Genomic DNA, 19777 nt, shown 5'->3' with positions numbered 1-19777 from the left:
GCCACGGGTCACTTCACCCCCAGATCGTTGTCGATGAACGCGAGGAGCTCGTCGGCGCCCAGCGCGCCGGCGGCCGGGGTCTCCCCCGGGTCGCCGGGGCCGGTCCACTTGACGAGCAGGGCCTGCAGCCGCACGGTGATCGCGGCGCGGGCGTCGTCGTCGGTGGCGACGGCGGCCAGCAGGTCTTCCAGCTTTTCGATCTCGGCCAGCGCCGGGCGGGCGGCCGCGCCGTCGCCGAGCGCCGTCGCGACGAGGAACTCGGCGACCCGGGTGATCGTCGGGTGGTCGAAGACCAGCGTCGCGGGCAGCCGCAGCCCGGTGCGGGCCTCCAGGCGGTTGCGCAGCTCCACCGACGTCAGGGAGTCGAAGCCGAGGTCGGTGAAGCCGACGTCGGCGCCGACCGCGCCGTCGTGGCCGAGCACGGCCTCGACCTGCTTGCCGACCAGCCCGATCGTGACCGGGAGCCGGTCCTCGGCGGGCAGCGGCGCCAGCCGGGCGGCCAGGTCGCCGCCGGGTTCGGCGGCGGCCGCGCGGCGGGGCGTCGCGGTCACGAGGCCGCGCAGGGCGGGCAGGAGCGGGTCCTGGCCGCGCAGCGTGGCGAGGTCGAGGCGCAGGGCCGCGACCGCGGGCAGGCCGGACGCGAGCGCGGCGTCGAACAGCGCGACACCGTCCTCAGCGGACAGTGGCGGGAAGCCCGAGCGGTGCAGCCGGGCCAGTTCGGCGTCGGTGAGCGCGCCGGTCATGCCGCTGCCGGAGTTCCAGGCGCCCCAGGCGATCGAGACGCCGGGCTCGCCGTCGGCGGCCCGCCGGTGGGCGAGCGCGTCGAGGAAGGCGTTGGCGGCGGCGTAGTTCGCCTGGCCGGCCGCGCCGAGCGTCCCGGCGATCGAAGAGAAGAAGACGAGCCGGGTGCCGGGTGCGGCCAGTTCGTGCAGGTGCCAGGCGGCGTCGACCTTGGGCGCGAACACGGTGTCGAACCGGTCGGGCGTCAGCGTGTCGAAGACACCGTCGTCGAGGACCCCGGCGGCGTGCACGACCGCAGTCGGCTCGGCCGCTTCGAGGACCTTCGCAAGGGCGTCGCGGTCGCCGACGTCGCACGCGACGACCTCGGCGTCCGCACCCAGCTTCGCCAGCTCCGCGACGAGCTCACCGGCCCCGGGCGTGTCCTCGCCGCGGCGGCCGAGCAGCACCAGGTGCCGCACACCGCGTTCGGCGAGGTGCCGGGCGAAGGTCGCGCCCAGCCCGCCGAGCCCACCGGTGACGACCACGGATTCCCCCCAGCCCGCACTTTCACGTGAAAGTGCGGCTTTGTGGCGCAAAGCGTCGCTTTCACGGGAAAGCTCGGGGGTCAGGCGGGCCGTGTGGAGCCGACCGGCGCGCAGCGCCACCTGGGGTTCGCCCGCGGCGAGCGCGCCCGCGACGGCTTCCGCCGGAACGTCGTCACCGTCGGAGTCCACGAGGACGATGCGGCCCGGGTTCTCCAGCTGGGCCGCGCGGAGCAAGCCCCAGACGGCGGCGTGCGCCAGGTCGACGTGCTGGCCGGGTTCGACCGCGACGCCGTGGCGGGTGACCACGACCAGGGTCGGTTCGCCGTCAAGCGCGCGCCGGACGTCGGCGAGCACCTGGGCGGTCACCGTGCGGACGGCGACCGGGACCGGCCCGTCGGCGGCGGGCACCCGGAGCAGGACGACCGGAGGCGCGGCCGGGATCGCCGGGCCTTCGGGCAGCAACGGCCAGGTGAGCCGGTAGCCGGTCGGCGCCGGGGCGGCCGAGGTGGGCACCGCGCGCAGGGCCAGGGAACGGACGGCGACGGCCGGGGTGCCGTCCGGCGTGGTCGCGGTGACCTCGACCGAACCGCCGGCCGGCCTGAGCCGGACCCGCAGCGCGGTCGCGCCGGAGGCCAGGAACGCCGCGCCGGCCCAGCTGAACGGCAGGCCACCGCCGACCGGCAGCAGCGACGCGGCGTGCAGCGCCGAGTCCAGCAGCGCGGGGTGCACGACGAACCGCGCGGCGGACTCGTGGTCCTCCTCGGCCAGCGCGACCTCGGCGTAGACGTCGTCGCCGTGCCGCCACGCCCGGGTCAGGCCCTGGAACATCGGGCCGTACCCGAGGCCGCGGTCGGCCATCGTGTCGTAGAAGCCTTCCAGCGCAACGGCTTCCGCACCGACTGGCGGCCACTCGGGCCACGAGACGGCCGGTTCGTCGAGGGCGGGCAAGAGGGTGCCGCTCGCGTGCCGGGTCCAGGCGTCGCCGGGCTCGCCGTCGTCGCGCGAGTAGACACGCAGGGTGCGGGCGCCGTCGTCCCCGGCGCCGCTGACGGCGACCTGGACGACCACCCGGCCGCCGTCGGGGACGACCAGCGGCGCTTCCAGGGTGAGCTCCTCGACCCGTGGGCAGCCGGCCTGGTCGCCGGCCCGCACGGCCAGCTCCAGCAGCGCCGTGCCCGGGACCACGACGGCCCCGCCGACGGTGTGCCCTGCCAGCCACGGCTGCGCGGCCAGCGACAGCCGTCCGGTGAACAGCAGGCCGCCGGAGTCCGGCAGCTCGACCGCGGCGCCGACCAGGGGGTGCCCGGCGGCCCAGAGCCCGGCCGCGGACACGTCACCGGCCTGGGCGAGCCCGCCGCCCGGCCAGATCCACTGGTGCTGGAAGGCGTAGGTGGGCAGCGGCACGGCCCGCGCGCCCGGCCCGGACACCGCCGCCCAGTCGAGGGTGACCCCGGCGACGTGCAGCCGGCCGAGCGCGTCGGTGACCGCTTCGGCTTCGGAGCGATCGCGACGCAGGAACGGGACGGCGACGTGGTTCGCGCCGAGGGTCTCCGCCGCCATGGCGGAGACGGTGGTGTCCGGCCCGAGCTCGGCGAACGCGGTGACGCCCAGCTCGGTCAGCCGGCGCACGGCCGGGCCGAAGAGCACCGGCCGCCACACCTGCTCGACCCAGTGCTCGGCCGAGGCCAGCGTCGCGGCGGAGACCTGGTCGCCGGTGACCGTCGAGACGATCGGGATCCGGGGCTCGGCCGGGTTCAGCCCGGCGACGACCTTGCGGAAGTCGTCGAGCATCGGGGTCATCAGCGGGGAGTGGAACGCGTGGCTGACGCGCAGCCGCCGGGTCTTGCGGCCGTCGGCGGCGAAGTGCGCGGCGATCTCCTCGACGCGGCCGGCGGCCCCGGACACCACGACCGACGACGGCCCGTTGACCGCGGCCAGCGCGACCTCGTCCTCGTGCCCGGCCAGCAGCGGCCGGACCTCGTCCGCGGTGGCCTGCACGGCGACCATCGCGCCGCCGGCGGGCAGCTGCCGCATGAGCCGGCCGCGCGCGGCGACCAGCGTGCACGCGTCGTCGAGGTCGAACACCCCGGCGACGTGCGCGGCGGCGAGCTCGCCGATCGAGTGCCCGGCCAGGTACTCCGGGGTGATCCCCCACGAGCGGACCAGGTGGTACAGCGCCACTTCGAAGGCGAAGAGCGCGGGCTGCGCGTACTGCGTCTCGTCGAGCGCGCCCGGCTCCTCGGCGAACAGCACCTCGCGCAGGGGCCGGTCCAGCTCCCGGTCCAGCCGCGCGAGCACGGTGTCGAACGCCTCGGCGAACACCGGGAAGCGCGCATGGAGGTCACGGCCCATGCCCGGCCGCTGGCTGCCTTGCCCGGCGAAGAGGAACGCGGGCACCTGCTCCCCCGCCGTCCCGGTGACCAGGCCGGTGGTAGTGCCACCGCGGGCCAGCACGGACAGGCGGTTCTCGAGGTCCTCGCGGCTGTCCCCCACGACGACCGCGCGCTCGGCGAAGTGCGTCCGGGTGGTGGCCAGCGCGAACCCGATGTCCGCCGCGTCGCCCGGCTGGCCGGCGAGGTGCGTGAGCAGCCGGGAAGCCTGCGCCCGCACCGCTTCCGGGGTCCTTCCGGACAGCGGCCAGGCCACCACCGACGGCGCCGGTCCGGGCCGCGGCGCCACCATGGCGGCCGGCGGCGCTTCGAGCACGGTGTGGGCGTTGGTGCCGCTGATGCCGAACGACGACACGGCGGCCCGGCGCGGGCGGCCGCGCTCGGGCCAGGCGCGCGCCTCGGTGAGCAGCTCGATCGCGCCGCTCGACCAGTCGACGTGCGAGGACGGCTCGGCGACGTGCAGCGTGCGCGGCAGCGAGCCGGCCCGCATGGCCTGCACCATCTTGATGATCCCGGCGACCCCGGACGCGGCCTGCGTGTGGCCCAGGTTCGACTTGACCGAACCCAGCAGCAGGGGCTCTTCCCGGTCCTGGCCGTAGGTGGCCAGCAGCGCCTGGGCCTCGATCGGGTCGCCCAGGGTCGTGCCGGTCCCGTGCGCCTCGACGACGTCGACGTCCGAAGCAGACAGTCCGGCGGCCGCGAGGGCCTGGCGGATCACGCGTTGCTGCGCGGGGCCGTTCGGGGCGGTGAGCCCGTTGGACGCGCCGTCGGAGTTGACCGCGCTGCCGCGGACGACCGCGAGGACCTCGTGGCCGTTGCGCTGCGCGTCGGACAGCCGTTCCAGCACCAGGACGCCGGCGCCCTCGGACCAGCCGACGCCGTCGGCGGTGTCCGAAAAGGACTTGCAGCGGCCGTCGGCGGACAGGCCGCGCTGCCGGCTGAACCCGATGAACGTGCTCGGGGTGGACATCACGGTGACCCCGCCGGCGAGCGCGAGCGAGCACTCCCCGTTCTGCAGGGCGCGGGCCGCAAGGTGCAGGGCGACGAGCGAGGACGAACACGCCGTGTCGACGGTCAGCGTCGGCCCCTCCAGGCCGAACGCGTAGGCGACGCGGCCGGAAGCGACGCTCGGCGCGCTGCCGTTGCCCTGGTAGCCCTCGGTGTCCGGGCTGCCTTGCAGCAGCAGGCCGTAGTCGGAGTACATGACCCCGACGAACACCCCGGTCCGGGACCCGCGCAGCGAGCGCGGGTCGACGCCGGTCCGTTCGACGGCTTCCCAGGAGACCTCCAGCAGCAGGCGCTGCTGCGAGTCGGTCGCGAGTGCCTCGCGGGGGCTCATCCCGAAGAACGCCGGGTCGAATTCGCCCGCCTCGTGCAGGAACCCGCCGCTGCGGGTGTAGGACGTGCCGGGGTGGTCGGGGTCCGGGTGGTAGAGGCCCTCGACGTCCCAGCCGCGGTTGGCCGGGAAGCCGGTGACCGCGTCCACGCCGTTCTCGACGAGGGTCCAGAGGTCTTCGGGCGAGCCGACGCCGCCGGGGTAGCGGCAGCCCATGCCGACGATGACCACCGGGTCGCCGTCCACCGCGGCCGGCGTGGTGACCGGCTCGGGGACGTCGACCTCGCCGAGCAGGAACGCGGCCAGCTCGGCCGGGGTCGGGTAGTCGAAGGTGAGGGTGGCGGGCAGCCGCAGCCCGGTGGCCGCGTCGAGGCGGTTGCGCAGCTCGACCGCGGTGAGCGAGTCGAAGCCCAGCTCGCGGAACGGCCGGTCGGCGGCCACCCCGGCGGTGCCGGTGTGCCCGAGCACGGCGGCGACCTGGGCGCGGACCAGGTCGAGCACGGCCCGGGACCGCTCGGCGCCGGAGAGGCCGGTCAGCGGGCCGTCCAGGCGCGGCAGGTTCGCCGCGCTCTGCCGGGCGGGCGTGCGGACCAGGCCGCGCAGCAGGTGCGTGACCTCGGGCTGGGCGCCGAGCGCGGCGAAGTCGAGCCGGACCGGCAGGACCGTGTCGAGCCCGGACGCACAGGCCGCGTCGAACAACGCCAGCGCGTGCTCCGGCTCCAGCGCGGGCATGCCGGTGGCGGCCATCCGCCGCAGGTCGGCGTCGGTGAGGGTGGCGGTCATGCCGCCGGCCCGCGACCACGCGCCCCAGCCGAGCGACAGCGCGGCCTGCCCGCGGGCCCGGCGGCGCCGGACCAGCGCGTCCACCGCCGCGTTGGCCGCGGTGTAGTTCGCCTGGCCGGCCGCGCCGAAGGTGCCGGCCACCGACGAGTAGACGACGAACGCCGTCAGGTCCCGGTCGCGGGTCAGCTCGTCGAGGTGCCAGGCGGCGTCGAACTTGGGCGCCAGCACGGTGTCGAGGCGCTCGGGGGTCAGCGAGCCGAGGACGCCGTCGTCGAGGACACCGGCGGTGTGCACGACGGCGGACAGCTCGACGCCGTCCAGCACCCGGGCCAGCTCCGCGCGGTCGGCGACGTCCGCGGCGGCGACGTCGACCTCGGCGCCGGCCGCGGTCAGCTCGGCGACCAGCCCGGCCGCGCCGGGGGCGTCCGCGCCGCGGCGGCTGACCAGCAGCAGCCGCCGGGCGCCGTGGGTGGTGACCAGGTGGCGGGCCAGCGTCGCGCCGAGCCCGCCGGTGCCGCCGGTGATCAGCACGGTGCCCTCGTCCCACTTCGGCGGGACGGCGTCGGCGGACGGCACGCGGGTGAGGCGCGCGACGCTGATCTCGCCGTCGCGCACCCTCGTCTGCGGTTCGCCCGACGCCACGACGGCGGGCAGGGCGGCGATGGACTCCGGCGTTCCGTCCACATCGGACAGGAGGAACCGGCCCGGGTGCTCACGTTGCGCGGAGCGCACGAGTCCCCAGACCGCCGCGGTGGCGGGGTCGTCCGGCCCGTCGGTGACGAACACCAGCCGCGAGTCGCGCAGCCGCGGCGTCGACGTCCAGGACTGCAGCAACGCCAGCGCGTCCGCGACCGCGGCGCGCACCCCGCGCGGGCCCGGTTCGCGGGCCGGGACGTGGTGGACGACCACCCCGGGCGCGGCCTCGGCGATCGCCGCGAAGTCGTCGAGCACGGCCCAGTCCGGTCCGGCCACCTCGGCCGGCCGGGGCGCGGCGACCCAGTCCAGGCGGTACAGCGAGTCGGTGTGCCCGGCGCGCGCCGGGGCGGCGGGCCGCAGCACCAGCGAGCCGACGGTGGCGACCGGGTCGCCGGCCGCGTCGCGCAGCTCGATCGTGACGGAGTCTTCGCCGCGCCGGGTCAGCTTGGCCCGCACGACCGCGGCGCCCCCGGCGTGCAGGGTGACGTCGCTCCAGGTGAAGGGCAGCCGGCCACCGTCCACTTCGGTCAGGCCCGCGTGTTCGGCGGCGTGCAGGACCGCGTCCAGCAGCGCCGGGTGCAGCCCGAACGCCGCCGCGTCACGCTCGGCCGCCTCGGGCAGGACGACGTCGGCGTACACCGCTTCCGGCGTCCGCCAGACGGCCGTGAGGCCGCGGAACAGCGGGCCGTAGGCGAACCCGCCGGAGGCGAGCCGCTCGTAGAACCCTTCCAGGGAAACGGTTTCCGCTGCCGGCGGCGGCCAGGCGGCGGTGGTGTCCGGCGCGGCCGTGCCGGTGCCGAGGCGGCCGCTCGCGTGCCGTGTCCACGGCTGCTCGCCACCGCCGTCCGGGCTCGAGTAGACGGCCAGGGTGCGGTCGCCCGCGGGCCCGGCCGGGCCGACGACGACCTGCAGGCGCACGGCGCCGTCGGCCGGCAGCACCAGCGGGACCTCGAGGGTCAGCTCGTCGACCCGGTCGCAGCCCGCCCGGTCGGCCGCCTTGATCGCGAGGTCGAGATAAGCCGTGCCGGGGAGCAGGGCGGCGCCGAGCACGAAGTGGTCGGCCAGCCACGGCTGCGTGCGCAGCGAAAGCCGCGCGGTGAAGAGGAACCCGCCGGAGTCCGGAAGTTCGACACCCGCACCGAGCAGCGGGTGCCGGGCGGCGTCGAGGCCGGCCGAGCCGAGGTCGCCGGCCACCGCGCCGGACGTGCGCGGCCAGTGGCGCTCGCGCTGGAACGGGTAGGTCGGCAGGTCCGGGCCGGGGCCGCCGGCCGGGCCGAAGAACGCGGGCCAGCCGACGCGCACCCCGGCGACGTGCAACCGGCCCAGTGCCGTGACGAACGCGGTCTCCTCGGGCTGGTCGCGCCGCAGCAGCGGGACGCACGCGACGTCCGAGCCGAGGATTTCGCTCGCGGCGGCGGACAGCGACCCGTCCGGGCCCAGCTCGACGACGGCCGCCGCGCCCTGCTCACCGAGCACGCGGACGGCGTCGGCGAAGCGGACGGGCTGCCGGACGTGCTCGACCCAGTACTCCGGCGTGCGCAGGTCGGCGACTTCGCCGGTCACGGTCGACACGATCGGCAGCCGCGCCTCGCCGAACTCCAGGCCCGCCAGCACCGCGGCGAAGTCCTCGAGCATCGGGTCCATCAGCGGCGAGTGGAAGGCGTGGCTGACGGCGAGCCGCCGGACGGTGTGCCCGGCGCCGGCGAGCGCGTCGGTGGTCCGGGTGACGGCGGCTTCGGGGCCCGCGACGACCACCGCGGCCGGGCCGTTGACCGCGGCGATCGTCACGCCGTCGGCCAGGAGCTCGCGGACGGCGGCTTCGGGTGCGCGGACCGCCGCCATCGCGCCGCCGGCCGGGAGCGCGGCCATCAGGCGGCCGCGGGCGGTGACGAGCGTGCAGGCGTCCTTCAGCGACAGGACGCCGGCGACGTGCGCGGCGGCGATCTCGCCGACCGAGTGCCCGGCGAGCCAGGACGGCTTGACCCCCAACGACTCCAGCAGCCGGAACTGGGCGACGCCGAGGGCGAAGGTCGCCGGCTGGGTCCAGTCGGTGCGGTCGAGCAGGGTGCCGTCCTCGGCGAAGAGCACGTCCCGCAGCGGCTGGTCGAAGTGTGCGCAGACGGCGTCGAGCGTGTCGGCGAAGACCTGGAAGCGCCGGTACAGCCCGGCTCCCATGCCCGGCCGCTGCGCACCTTGGCCGGCGAAGACGAACGCGGTCTTGGCGCGAGCTCGCGCGGGTGCGCCGGAGGGCGTCTCGGCGAGCGCGGCCAGCTGACCGAGAGGGTCACCGACGATCGCCGCGCGATACGGGAACGCGGTGCGCGTCGTGGCGAGCGCTCGGGCGATCCCGGCGGGCGCGCGGTCGCTGAGCAGCGCGTGCAGCTGTGCGGCCTGTGCGGACAGCGCTCGCGGCGTCCGCGCGGACAGCAGCAGCGGCACGACCGGCGGCTCGCCGGCAACGGCGGTCCCGGCGGCCGGAGCCTGCTCGAGGATGGCGTGCGCGTTGGTGCCGCTCAGGCCGAACGACGAGACGCCGGCGCGGCGCGGGCGGCCGGACTCCGGCCAGGCGCGGTGCTCGGTGAGCACCCGGACCTCACCCGCGGTCCAGTCGACCCGGCTGGACGGCTCGTCGACGTGCAGGGTCCGCGGCAGCTCGCCGTGGCGCAGCGCGAGGACCATCTTGATGATCCCGGCGACGCCGGCGGCGGCCTGGGTGTGGCCGAGGTTGGACTTGACGGCGCCGAGCCACAACGGCTCTTCGCGGTCGCGGCCGTAGGTCGCCAGCAGGGCCTGGGCTTCGATCGGGTCGCCGAGGACCGTGCCGGTGCCGTGCGCCTCGACCGCGTCGACGTCCGAAGTGGACAGTCCGGCGTCGGCGAGGGCCTGGCGGATCACGCGTTGCTGAGCGGGCCCGTTCGGCGCGGTCAGGCCGTTGGACGCGCCGTCGGAGTTGACGGCCGTGCCGCGGACCACGGCGAGCACCGGATGGCCCTTTTCCCGCGCCGTGGACAGGCGTTCGACCACGAGGATGCCGGCGCCCTCCGACCAGCCGGTGCCGTCGGCGCCGTCGGCGAAGGGCTTGCAACGGCCGTCGGCGGCGAGGCCGCCCTGGCGGGCGAACTCGGCGAACGAGCCGGGCGTGGTCATGATCGTGACGCCCCCGGCCAGGGCGGTGGTGCACTCGCCGCGGCGCAGCGCCTGCGCGGCCCAGTGCAGCGCGACCATCGACGACGAGCACGCGGTGTCGACGGTGACCGACGGGCCCTCCAAGCCGAGCGTGTAGGACAACCGTCCGGAAAGGACACTCGCGGTGGTGCCGGTGGCCAGGTGACCCTGGACGTCCTCGCCGGAGGTCGCCAGGAGGGTCCCGTAGTCCTGGCCGTTGGTGCCGACGAACACGCCGGTGTCCCCGCCGTGCAGGGTCGCCGGGTCGATCCCGGCGCGCTCCAGGGCTTCCCACGCCACTTCGAGCAGCAGCCGCTGCTGCGGGTCCATCGCGACCGCTTCGCGCGGCGAGATGCCGAAGAAGTCGGCGTCGAAGTCGGTGACACCGTCGAGGAAACCACCGGTGAGCGCGTATTCGTAGCCCGCGGCGAGGGTGGCGAGGTCCCAGCCGCGGTCGTCCGGGAAGGACGTGATGCCGTCCCCGCCGGTCGCCAGCAGCCGCCAGAAGTCCTCGGGCCCGCGGACACCGCCGGGGAAGCGGCAGCCGATGCCGACGATGACGATCGGGTCGTCGCCGGTCGCGGCGCGCACCGGCGCGGCGGCTTCGACGAGTGTCCCGGCCAGCTCACCCAGCAGGTGACGGGTGAGGATCTCCGGGGTCGGGTGGTCGAACACCAGCGACGCGGGCAGGTCGAGCCCGGTCGCCAGCGCGACGACGTTGCGCAGCTCCACCGCGGTCAGCGAGTCGAAGCCGAGGTCGCGGAACGCGCGGTCGGGCGCCACTCCCCCGGCGCCGCTGTGGCCGAGGACGAGGGCGACCTGCTCCAGCAGCAGGCCGAGCAGGAAGTCGAACCGGTCGTCCTCGGGCACGGCCGCGAGCCGTCCGCGCAGCTCGTCGTCACCGCGCGGGGCTTCGACGCGCGCGGCCGCCGGGATGCCGCTGAGCAGCGGGCCCGGGCGCAGCACGTGCGCGTAGCGCGTCCAGTCGATGTCGGCGACGACGACGGTGGTGTCCGCGAGCACGCGGTCCAGCGCGGCGGCCGCGCGTTCCGGGGCGAGGGGGTTCAGGCCGCCCCGGCGGGCGCGGTCGGCGACGGCGGGGTCCGCGGCGAGCATGCCGCCACCGGCCCACGGGCCCCAGGCGACCGACGTCGCGGGCAGGCCGAGGCCGCGGCGGTGCTCGGCGAGGGCGTCCAGCGTCGTGTTGGCCGCGGCGTAGGCCGCCTGGCCGGCCGAGCCGAACGTGCCGGCGACCGAAGAGAACAGCACGAAGCTCCGCAGGTCCGTGGCGCGCGTCAGCTCGTGCAGGTGGACGGCCGCGGTGACCTTGGCGCGGTAGCCCGTCTCGAAGCGGTCCGGGGTGAGGGCGCCGAGGACGCCGTCGTCGAGGACACCGGCGGTGTGCACCACATCCGTCAGGTCCGGCACGTCGGCCAGCACGGCGGCGAGGGCGTCGCGGTCGGCGACGTCGCACGCGGTGATCGTGACGTCGGCGCCGAGTTCGGTGAGCTCCCGGCGAAGGCCGTCCGCGCCCGGGGCGTCGGGCCCGCGGCGGCTGAGCAGGACCAGGCGGCGGCCGGTCTTCGCCAGGTGGCGCGCGACTTCGGCGCCGAGGGCGCCGGTGCCGCCGGTGATGAGCGTGGTGCCCTCGCCGGGTTCGCGGCCGCGGCTCGCGGGCGGCGCGGCGACGATCCGGCGGCCGAACAACCCGGCCGCGCGGATCGCCAGCTGGTCCTCGCCGCCGGCGCCGGTCAGCGCGGTGGCGAGCCGCCGCGGCACTTCGGCGTCCAGCTCGGCGGGCAGGTCCACCAGACCGCCCCAGCGCTGCGGGAGCTCCAGCGCGGCGGCGCGGCCGAGGCCCCAGACGGCGGCCTGCGCGGGCCGGGCCACCGGGTCGCCCGAGGCCACCGCGACGGCCTCGCGGGTCACGCACCACAGTGGCGTGGAGCCGAGCGCCTGCAGCAGCGTGGCGGTGGCCGTGAGCCCGGCCGGGACCCCCGGGAAGCCGGTTTCGTCCAGGGCCAGCAGGGAAAGCACGGCGTCGAACTCGCGGTCGCGCAGGCGGTCGCCGACGGCGCCGTCGAAGACCAGGGGTTCGCCGTCGAAGTACCCGGCGACGGTGGTGACCCACGGGTCGCCGGCGAGCGCGGCCGGGACGACCACGAGCCAGGTTCCGGTGCCGGGCCGGGCCGCGGTGACCGGGACCCACGTTGCCTGGTGGCGCCATCTGTCCACAACGGACTCTTCGTGGCGCGAGCGGCGGTAGGAGGACAACGCGGGCAGCAGCGCGCCCACCGAAGCGTCGTCGACGTCGAGCCGCGCGGCCAGTCCCGCGGCGTCCCCGCGGTCGACGGCGGCCCAGAACTCGGCGTCGGCCGTCTCGCCGGTGGGGGCGGCGGCCGAGGGCCAGAACCACTCGTGCTGGAACGCGTACGTGGGCAGCGGAACCCGGCGGGCGCCGGTCCCGGCGAAGAAGGCGGACCAGTCGATCCGGACGCCGGAGACGTGCAGCTGCCCGAGGGCGCCGACCAGCGTCTCGACGTCGTCGCGGCCGCGGCGGGCCACCGGGATCCCGCCGGTCATCGCGGAGAGGACCGCGTCCGGGCCGATCTCGACGACCAGCCCGGCTTCCCGCAGGCGCGCGGCGGTGTCGGCGAACCGGACCGGCTCGCGGACGTGCGCGGCCCAGCGGTCCGGGTCGGTGAGGTCCCCCTCGGCGATCATCGGCACGGCGGGCGCGGCGAAGGCCAGCCCGGTGATGGCGTCGCGGAACGCGGGCAGCATCGGGTCCATCAGCGGCGAGTGGAACGCGTGCGACACGGTCAGCCGCTTGGTGTCCTCGAAGTGCGCGGCGGCGGCGAGCACGGCGGCTTCGGCCCCGGACAGCACCACCGAGTCCGGGCCGTTGACCGCCGCGAGCGCGACTTCGTCGTTCAGATAGGGCTTGACGGCGTCCTCGGTGGCGCGGACGGCGACCATCGCCCCGCCCGGCTCGAGGTCCTGCATGAGCGACGCGCGGCCCGTGACCAGCGCGCACGCGTCGTCGAGGGACAGCACGCCGGCGACGTGCGCGGCGGCGATCTCGCCGACGGAGTGACCGCCGACGACGTCCGGCCGGACGCCCCAGGAAGCCAGCAGGCGCACGAGCGCGACCTCGACCGCGAACAACGCGGGCTGCGCGAACCCGGTCCGAGACAACGCATCGGCGTCGTCACCCCACAGGACTTCGCGCACACGCGGGTCGAGCCGGTCGAGCACCTCGTCGAGCGCCGTGGTGAACTCGGGGAAGGTGTCGTAGAGGCCGCGGGTCATGCCGGGCCGCTGGGCGCCCTGGCCGGTGAAGACGAACGCGACCTTGGGCGCGCCCTTCGCCTCACCGGTGATGACCAACGGCGAGGGACGGCCCTCGGCGAGCGCGGCCAGCGCCTCGGCGCCGCGGACGACGGCGCGGTGGTCGAACGCCGGGCGCGTCGTGGCCAGCGAGTAGCCGAGGTCGATCGGGTCGGCGCCGTTCGCGGCGACGTCCAGCAGGCGGGCGGCCTGCGCGCGCAGGGCTTCCGGTGTGCGGCCGCTGAGCACCAGCGGGACGCAAGGCAGCTCGCGCTCGGCCTCGTCGCGGGCCGGGACGACGACGGGCGGTTCTTCGATGATCGCGTGGGCGTTGGTGCCGCTGATCCCGAACGACGAAACACCGGCGCGGCGCGGGCGGCCGGCCTCGGCGGGCCACGGCCGCTCGTCGGTGAGCAGCTCGACGTTGCCGGCGGTCCATTCGACGTGCGTGGACGGTTCGGTGACGTGCAGCGTGCGCGGCAGGGTGCCGTGGCGCATCGCCTGGACGACCTTGATGATCCCGGCGACCCCGGCGGCTGCCTGCGCGTGTCCGATGTTGGACTTGATCGAGCCCAGCAGCAGCGGTGTTTCCCGATCCTGGCCGTAGGTGGCCAGCAGGGCCTGGGCCTCGATCGGGTCCCCGAGGGTGGTCCCGGTGCCGTGCGCCTCCACGACGTCGACGTCCGAAGTGGACAGACCGGAGGCGGCGAGGGCCTGGCGGATCACGCGCTGCTGCGACGGGCCGTTCGGCGCGGTCAGGCCGTTGGACGCGCCGTCGGAGTTGACCGCCGAGCCGCGCAGGACGGCGAGGATCTCGTGGCCGTTGCGGCGCGCGTCCGACATCCGCTCCAGGACGAGGATCCCGGCGCCTTCGGACCAGCCGACGCCGTCGGCGGTGTCCGAAAAGGACTTGCACCGGCCGTCGGCGGCGATGCCGCGCTGCCGGCTGGAGGCGACGAACGAGCCGGGGGTCGACATGACGGTCACACCGCCGGCCAGCGCGAGCGAGCACTCCCCCTGCCGCAGGGCCTGGGCGGCCCAGTGCAGCGCGACCAGCGACGACGAGCAGGCCGTGTCGACGGTGACGGTCGGTCCTTCGAGGCCCATCGTGTAGGCGATCCGGCCGGAGGCGACACTCGGCGCGCTCCCGTTTCCTTGGTAGGCCTCGGCTTCCGGGCTGCCCTGCAGCAGCATTCCGTAGTCCGAGTACATCACGCCGACGAACACGCCGGTCCGGGAGCCGCGCAGCGACACCGGGTCCACACCCGCGCGTTCGACGGCCTCCCACGACACTTCGAGCAGCAGCCGCTGCTGCGAGTCCGTGGCGAGCGCCTCGCGGGGGCTCATCCCGAAGAACGCCGGATCGAACTGCCCCGCGTCGTGCAGGAAACCACCGTGGCGCGTGTAGGACGTGCCGGGGTGGTCGGGGTCCGGGTGGTAGAGACCCTCGACGTCCCAGCCGCGGTTGACCGGGAAGCCGGACACCGCGTCCACACCGTTCTCGACCAGGTTCCAGAGGTCTTCGGGCGAGCCGACGCCGCCGGGGTAGCGGCAGCCCATGCCGACGATGACGACCGGGTCGTCGGACACCGGCCGCGCGGTCACCGGGGTCTCTTCGACGGCCGCGCCGGTCAGCTCCCGGTCGAGGTGCGCGGCGAGCGCCTCCGGGGTCGGGTAGTCGAAGACGAGTGTCGCGGGCAGCCGCAGGCCCGTCGCGGTGTCGAGGCGGTTGCGCAGTTCGACGGCGGTGAGCGAGTCGAAACCGAGGTCCTTGAACGCGGTCCGGACGTCGACGGTGTCGGTGGCCGCGTACCCGAGGACGAGCCCGGCTTCGGTGAGGACCAGGTCTTCCAGCGCCCGGGCGCGGTCGACGCCGTCGGCCGGGAAGGGGCCGCGGCTCGCAGCCGGGGCGACTCCGCCGGGAACGAGCCCGCGCAGCACCACGGGCACCCCCGGGCGGCCACGCAGCGCGGCGACGTCCAGGCGCATCGGCAGCACGGCGGGTTCCGCTTCGGCGAGCGCGGCGTCGAACAGCGCCAGGCCCTGGGCCGGGTCGAGCGGCGGCAGGCCCGCCGCGGCGAGCCGGCGGTGGTCGGCGGCGGAGAGCTGGGCCGCCATGCCCGCGTCGCCGGCCCACGCGCCCCAGGCCAGCGCCTGGCCGGGCCGCCCCGCCGCGCGACGGCGCTGGGCGAGCGCGTCGAGGAAGGCGTTGGCGGCGGCGTAGTTGCCCTGGCCGGGGCTGCCGAGCACGCCGGCGGCCGAGGAGAACAGCACGAACGCGCCGAGGTCGCCGGTCAGCTCGTGCAGGTTCCAGGCGGCGTCGACCTTGGCGCGGAAGACGGTCGCGACCCGCTCGGGGGTCAGGGTCTCGATGACACCGTCGTCGAGGACTCCGGCGGCATGCACAACGGCGCCGACCGGGTGCTCGGCCAGCAGCGCGGCGAGGGCGGCGCGGTCGGCGGCGTCGCATGCGGCGACGGTGACGTCGGCGCCGAGCGCGGTCAGCTCCGCGCGCAGCTCGCTGGCGCCCGGCGCGTCCGGGCCGCGCCGGCCGGCGAGCAGCAGGTTCCGGACGCCGTGCGTGGTGACCAGGTGCTTCGCGACCAGCCCGCCCAGGCCGCCGGTGCCGCCGGTGACCAGGACGGTGGCGCCGGCCGGGAAGTGCGCGGCCGGGCCGTCGCCGACCGGGAGGCGGGCCAGCCGCGGCAGGACGATCTCGCCGTCGCGCACCGCGGCCTGGGCCTCGCCGGAGTCGAGGATCCGCTGCAGGGGCGCGGCGAGGGGCTCGGCGGTGTCGGCCACGTCGACCAGCACGAACCGGTCGGGGTGCTCGGCCTGGGCCGAGCGGACCAGGCCCCAGACCGCCGCGACGGCCGGGTCCACGAGGTCGCCCTCGGCCGCCGGGACGGCGTTCGTGGTGACAAAAACCAACCGCGACCGGGCGAAGTCCGGTTCGGCGACCCAGGTCTGCAGGAGCTCGAGGGCCCACGCCGTGGCGGCGTGCGCGGCCTGCGCGTCCCCCGCGCCGAGGGGCACGGGAGCGAGGACGACGGCCGGGATCCCGCTGATCCGCACGGTCGCCAGGTCGGCGAACACGGCCGTCGTGGAGAAGCCGAGCCCGGCGCCGAGGACGACCCAGTCGGCGTCGTCGGCGGGCCGTGTCACGGCGACGGCGGGCGCGGGTGTCCACACGGGACGGAACAGGGACTCGTGCCGGGTCGCGCGCAGCTCCCCGGCGGCGACCGGGCGGAAGGTCAGCGAGTCGGCGGCGAGCACCGGCGTGCCCGCGGGGTCGGTGACGGCGAGGGCGACGGCGTTCTCACCGGTCGGGGTCAGGCGGGCGCGCAGAGTCGTCGTGTGGGCGGGCTGGACGCCGACGCCGTTCCAGGAGAACGGCAGGCCGTCGCGGTCGAGGTGCGCGCAGGCGTGCAGGACCGCGTCCAGGAGGGCCGGGTGCACGCCGAACGACGCGGCCTCGGCCTCGTGCTCCGGCGGCAGCGCGACTTCGGCCAGGACTTCGTCACCGAGCCGCCACGCCGCGCGCAGCCCTTGGAACGCCGGGCCGTACCCGAGTCCGCGGCCGGCCAGGTCCTCGTAGAAGCCGTCCAGGTCGATCGGCTCGGCGCCGGCGGGCGGCCACTCCCCCGGCAGGACGGCGGCGGGCGCGCCGCCCACACCGAGGCGGCCGAAGGCGTGGCGCACCCAGGTTTCGTCCTGCTGGGAGTAGACGCTGACCGAGCGGCCGCCGTCCTCGCCCGCCGGGCCGGCGACGACCTGCACGCGCACCCCGCCGGACGCGGGCAGCACGAGCGGCGCCGCGAACGTCAGCTCCTCGACGCGGGCGCAGCCGACCTGCGCGCCCGCGCGGCCGGCGAGCTCCAGGAACGCCGTGCCGGGCAGCAGTTTCGCGCCGAGGATCTCGTGCTGGCCGAGCCAGGCCTGGCGGCGCGCGGACAGCTCGCCCGCGAAGAGGAAGCCGCCGGACTCGGGCAGCTCGACGGCCGCGCCGAGCAGCGGGTGCCCGGCCGGGTCGAGCCCGACCTGGCCGAGGTCGCCGCCGGTGCCGCCTTCGAGCCAGTAGGTGCGGCGCTGGAAGGCGTAGGTGGGCAGGTCGACCACCCGGGCTCCGGAGCCGTCGTGCCAGGCCGTCCAGTCGAAGCCGCCCCCGCGCACGTGCCAGCGGGCCAGGGCCGAGAGCAGTGTCGTGGTCTCGTCGCGGCCGCGGCGGGTGCTGGGAATACAGTCCGCGCCGGGCCCGGTCAGCTCGGCGGTCATGGCCGAGAGGGTCGCGTCCGGGCCGACCTCGAGGAAGGTGGTGACCCCGCGGGAAACCAGGTCGGCGACGGTGTCGGCGTACCGGACGGCGTCGCGCACGTGCCGCACCCAGTAGTCCACAGTGGACACGTCACCGGCGGCGACGACCGGGATCGACGGCGCGGTGAAGGTCAGGGTCTCGAGCACCGCGCGGAAGTCGCCGAGCATCGGTTCCATCAGCGGGGAGTGGAACGCGTGGCTCACCGTGAGCCGTTTGGTCTTCGCGAAGTGCGCGGCGACGACGAGCACGGCGTCTTCGGCGCCGGAGACGACCACCGCGTCGGGGCCGTTGACCGCCGCGATCGAGACGTCGTCGGTGAGCAGCGGCAGGACATCGGCTTCGGCCGCCTGGATCGCGACCATCGCGCCGCCGGCGGGCAGCGCCTGCATGAGCCGGCCGCGGGCTTCGACCAGCTTGACCGCGTCCGGCAGGGAGAGCACCCCGGCGACGTGAGCCGCGGCGATCTCGCCGACGGAGTGCCCGGCGACGAAGTCCGGGCGCACGCCGAGGGACTCCAGGAGGCGGAAGAGCGCGACCTCGAAGGCGAACAGCGTGGGCTGCGCAACACCGGTGTCGTCCACAGTGGACGTCTCGGGCAGGTCGAGCAGGCCGAGGATCTCGTCGCGTGTGCGGACGAACACGGGGAAAGCCAGGGTCTCGCCCATGTCGGCGCGCTGGGAACCCTGACCGGTGAACAGGAACGCCGACGCGCCGGGGTGCAGGGCCGAGCCGGTGTGCACACCGGGCGCGGCGGCCGAAGTGGCCAGCGCGTGCAGGGCGGTCAGCAGCTCGCCGCGGTCGGCGCCGGTGAGCACGGCCCGGTGCGGGAAGGCGACCCGGGTGCTCGCCAGCGAGTGGGCGACGTCGAGCGGCGAGTGCTCCGGGCGGGCGTCGAGGTGGGCCAGCAGACGGGCAGCCTGGGCACGCAGGGCGTCCGGGGTGCGGCCGGACACCGGCCACAGGTAGCCGGCGGGCTCGCGGACCGGGGCCGCTTCGACCGGTTCCGGGGCGGGCTGTTCGAGGATGACGTGCGCGTTGGTGCCGCTGATGCCGAACGACGACACGGCGGCCCGCCGCGGTTTCCCGGTCTCCGGCCACGGGCGCGGGCCGGTCAGCAGCGCGACGCGGCCGGCCGTCCAGTCCACATGGGACGTCGGGGTGTCGACGTGCAGGGTGCGCGGCAGGACGCCGTGGCGCATGGCCTGGATGGTCTTGATGACCCCGCCGACCCCGGCGGCGGACTGCGTGTGCCCGACGTTCGACTTGAACGAGCCGAGCCACAGCGGTTCGCCCGCACGCTCGCGGCCGTAGGTGGCCAGCAGCGCCTGCGCCTCGATGGGGTCGCCGAGGACCGTGCCCGTGCCGTGCGCCTCGACGGTGTCGATGTCGTCGGGGGTCAGCCCGGCGTTCTCCAGCGCCTGGCGGATGACCCGCTGCTGCGAAGGTCCGTTGGGCGCGGTGAGGCCGTTGGACGCGCCGTCGGAGTTGACCGCGGAGCCGCGGAGGACGGCGAGCACCTCGTGCCCGTTGCGGCGCGCGTCGGACAGCCGTTCCAGCAGGAGGAGCCCGGCGCCTTCGGAGAACCCGGCGCCGTCGGCCGCCTCGGCGAAGGACTTGCAACGGCCGTCGGAGGCGAGCCCGCCTTGGCGGTCGAACTCGCCGTAAAGACCGGGGGTGGCCATCACGGCGACACCGCCGGCGAGGGCGAACGAGCACTCCCGCGCCCGCAGCGCCCGCGCGGCCCAGTGCAGGGCGACCAGCGACGACGAGCACGCCGTGTCGACGGTGACCGCGGGGCCTTCGAGGCCGTAGAAGTAGGCGATGCGCCCGGAGATCACCGAGGATTCGGTGCCGGTGACGAGATAACCCTCGACGCCGTCGGGCAGCGCGGCGAGACCGCGGCCGTACCCCATGGACCCGGCGCCGACAAAAACGCCGCCGGTGCTGCCTTCGACCTCGTGCGGGTCGATGCCGGCGCGTTCGAAGGCCTCCCAGGCCAGTTCCAGGACGATCCGCTGCTGCGGGTCCATGGCGAGCGCTTCGCGCGGCGAGATGCCGAAGAAGGCGGGGTCGAAGTCCCCGGCGCGGTGCAGGAACCCGCCCTGGTGCGGCGAATCCGGCCAGCCGCGGCCGTCGGGGAAGTCGGTGACGGCGTCGACACCGTCGTCGACGAGCCGCCACAGGTCTTCGGGCGACTGGACACCACCCGGGTACCGGCAGCTCATGGCGACCACGGCGACCGGTTCGGCCGCCGCGGCGAGCAGCGTGGTGTTCTGCCGCCGCAGCTGCTTGTTCTCCTGCACGGCGACGCGCAGTGCTTCGACGACTCGATCCGACCCGGCCGGCATAGAGATCTCCAGGGTGAGCGTGGTCTTACCCGGGTGACGCCACCGCGACGGCGTTCGGCGCCGAGCGACGTCCACTTGCCGGGGAGTCAACCGCACGCCCAGCCCGGAAACCCCCAGACTTGGCCCGAGCGCCCCAATGTGGCCTTGGT

At 75.9% G+C, this 19777-nt stretch carries 1 protein-coding gene; it reads right to left on the bottom strand.

Features of this window, described 5'->3' with window-relative positions; translation table 11 throughout:
* Nucleotides 1-8: 8 nt before the first annotated feature.
* Complete coding sequence (locus tag ACZ61C_RS31140) at nt 9-19628, bottom strand: type I polyketide synthase (RefSeq protein WP_465311409.1); 19620 nt, start codon at nt 19626-19628, stop codon at nt 9-11.
* Nucleotides 19629-19777: the final 149 nt, after the last annotated feature.

It is taken from the genome of Amycolatopsis sp. NPDC104587, assembly GCF_055583645.1.
The sequence above is the reverse complement of the archived record's forward strand: the minus strand, read 5'-3'. Positions and strand labels throughout refer to the sequence as shown.

Coding starts and splice junctions, on each gene's coding strand:
- ACZ61C_RS31140 (WP_465311409.1), bottom strand. CDS start 19,628: ATGCCGGCCGGGTCGGATCGAGTCGTCGAAGCACTGCGCGTCGCCGTG.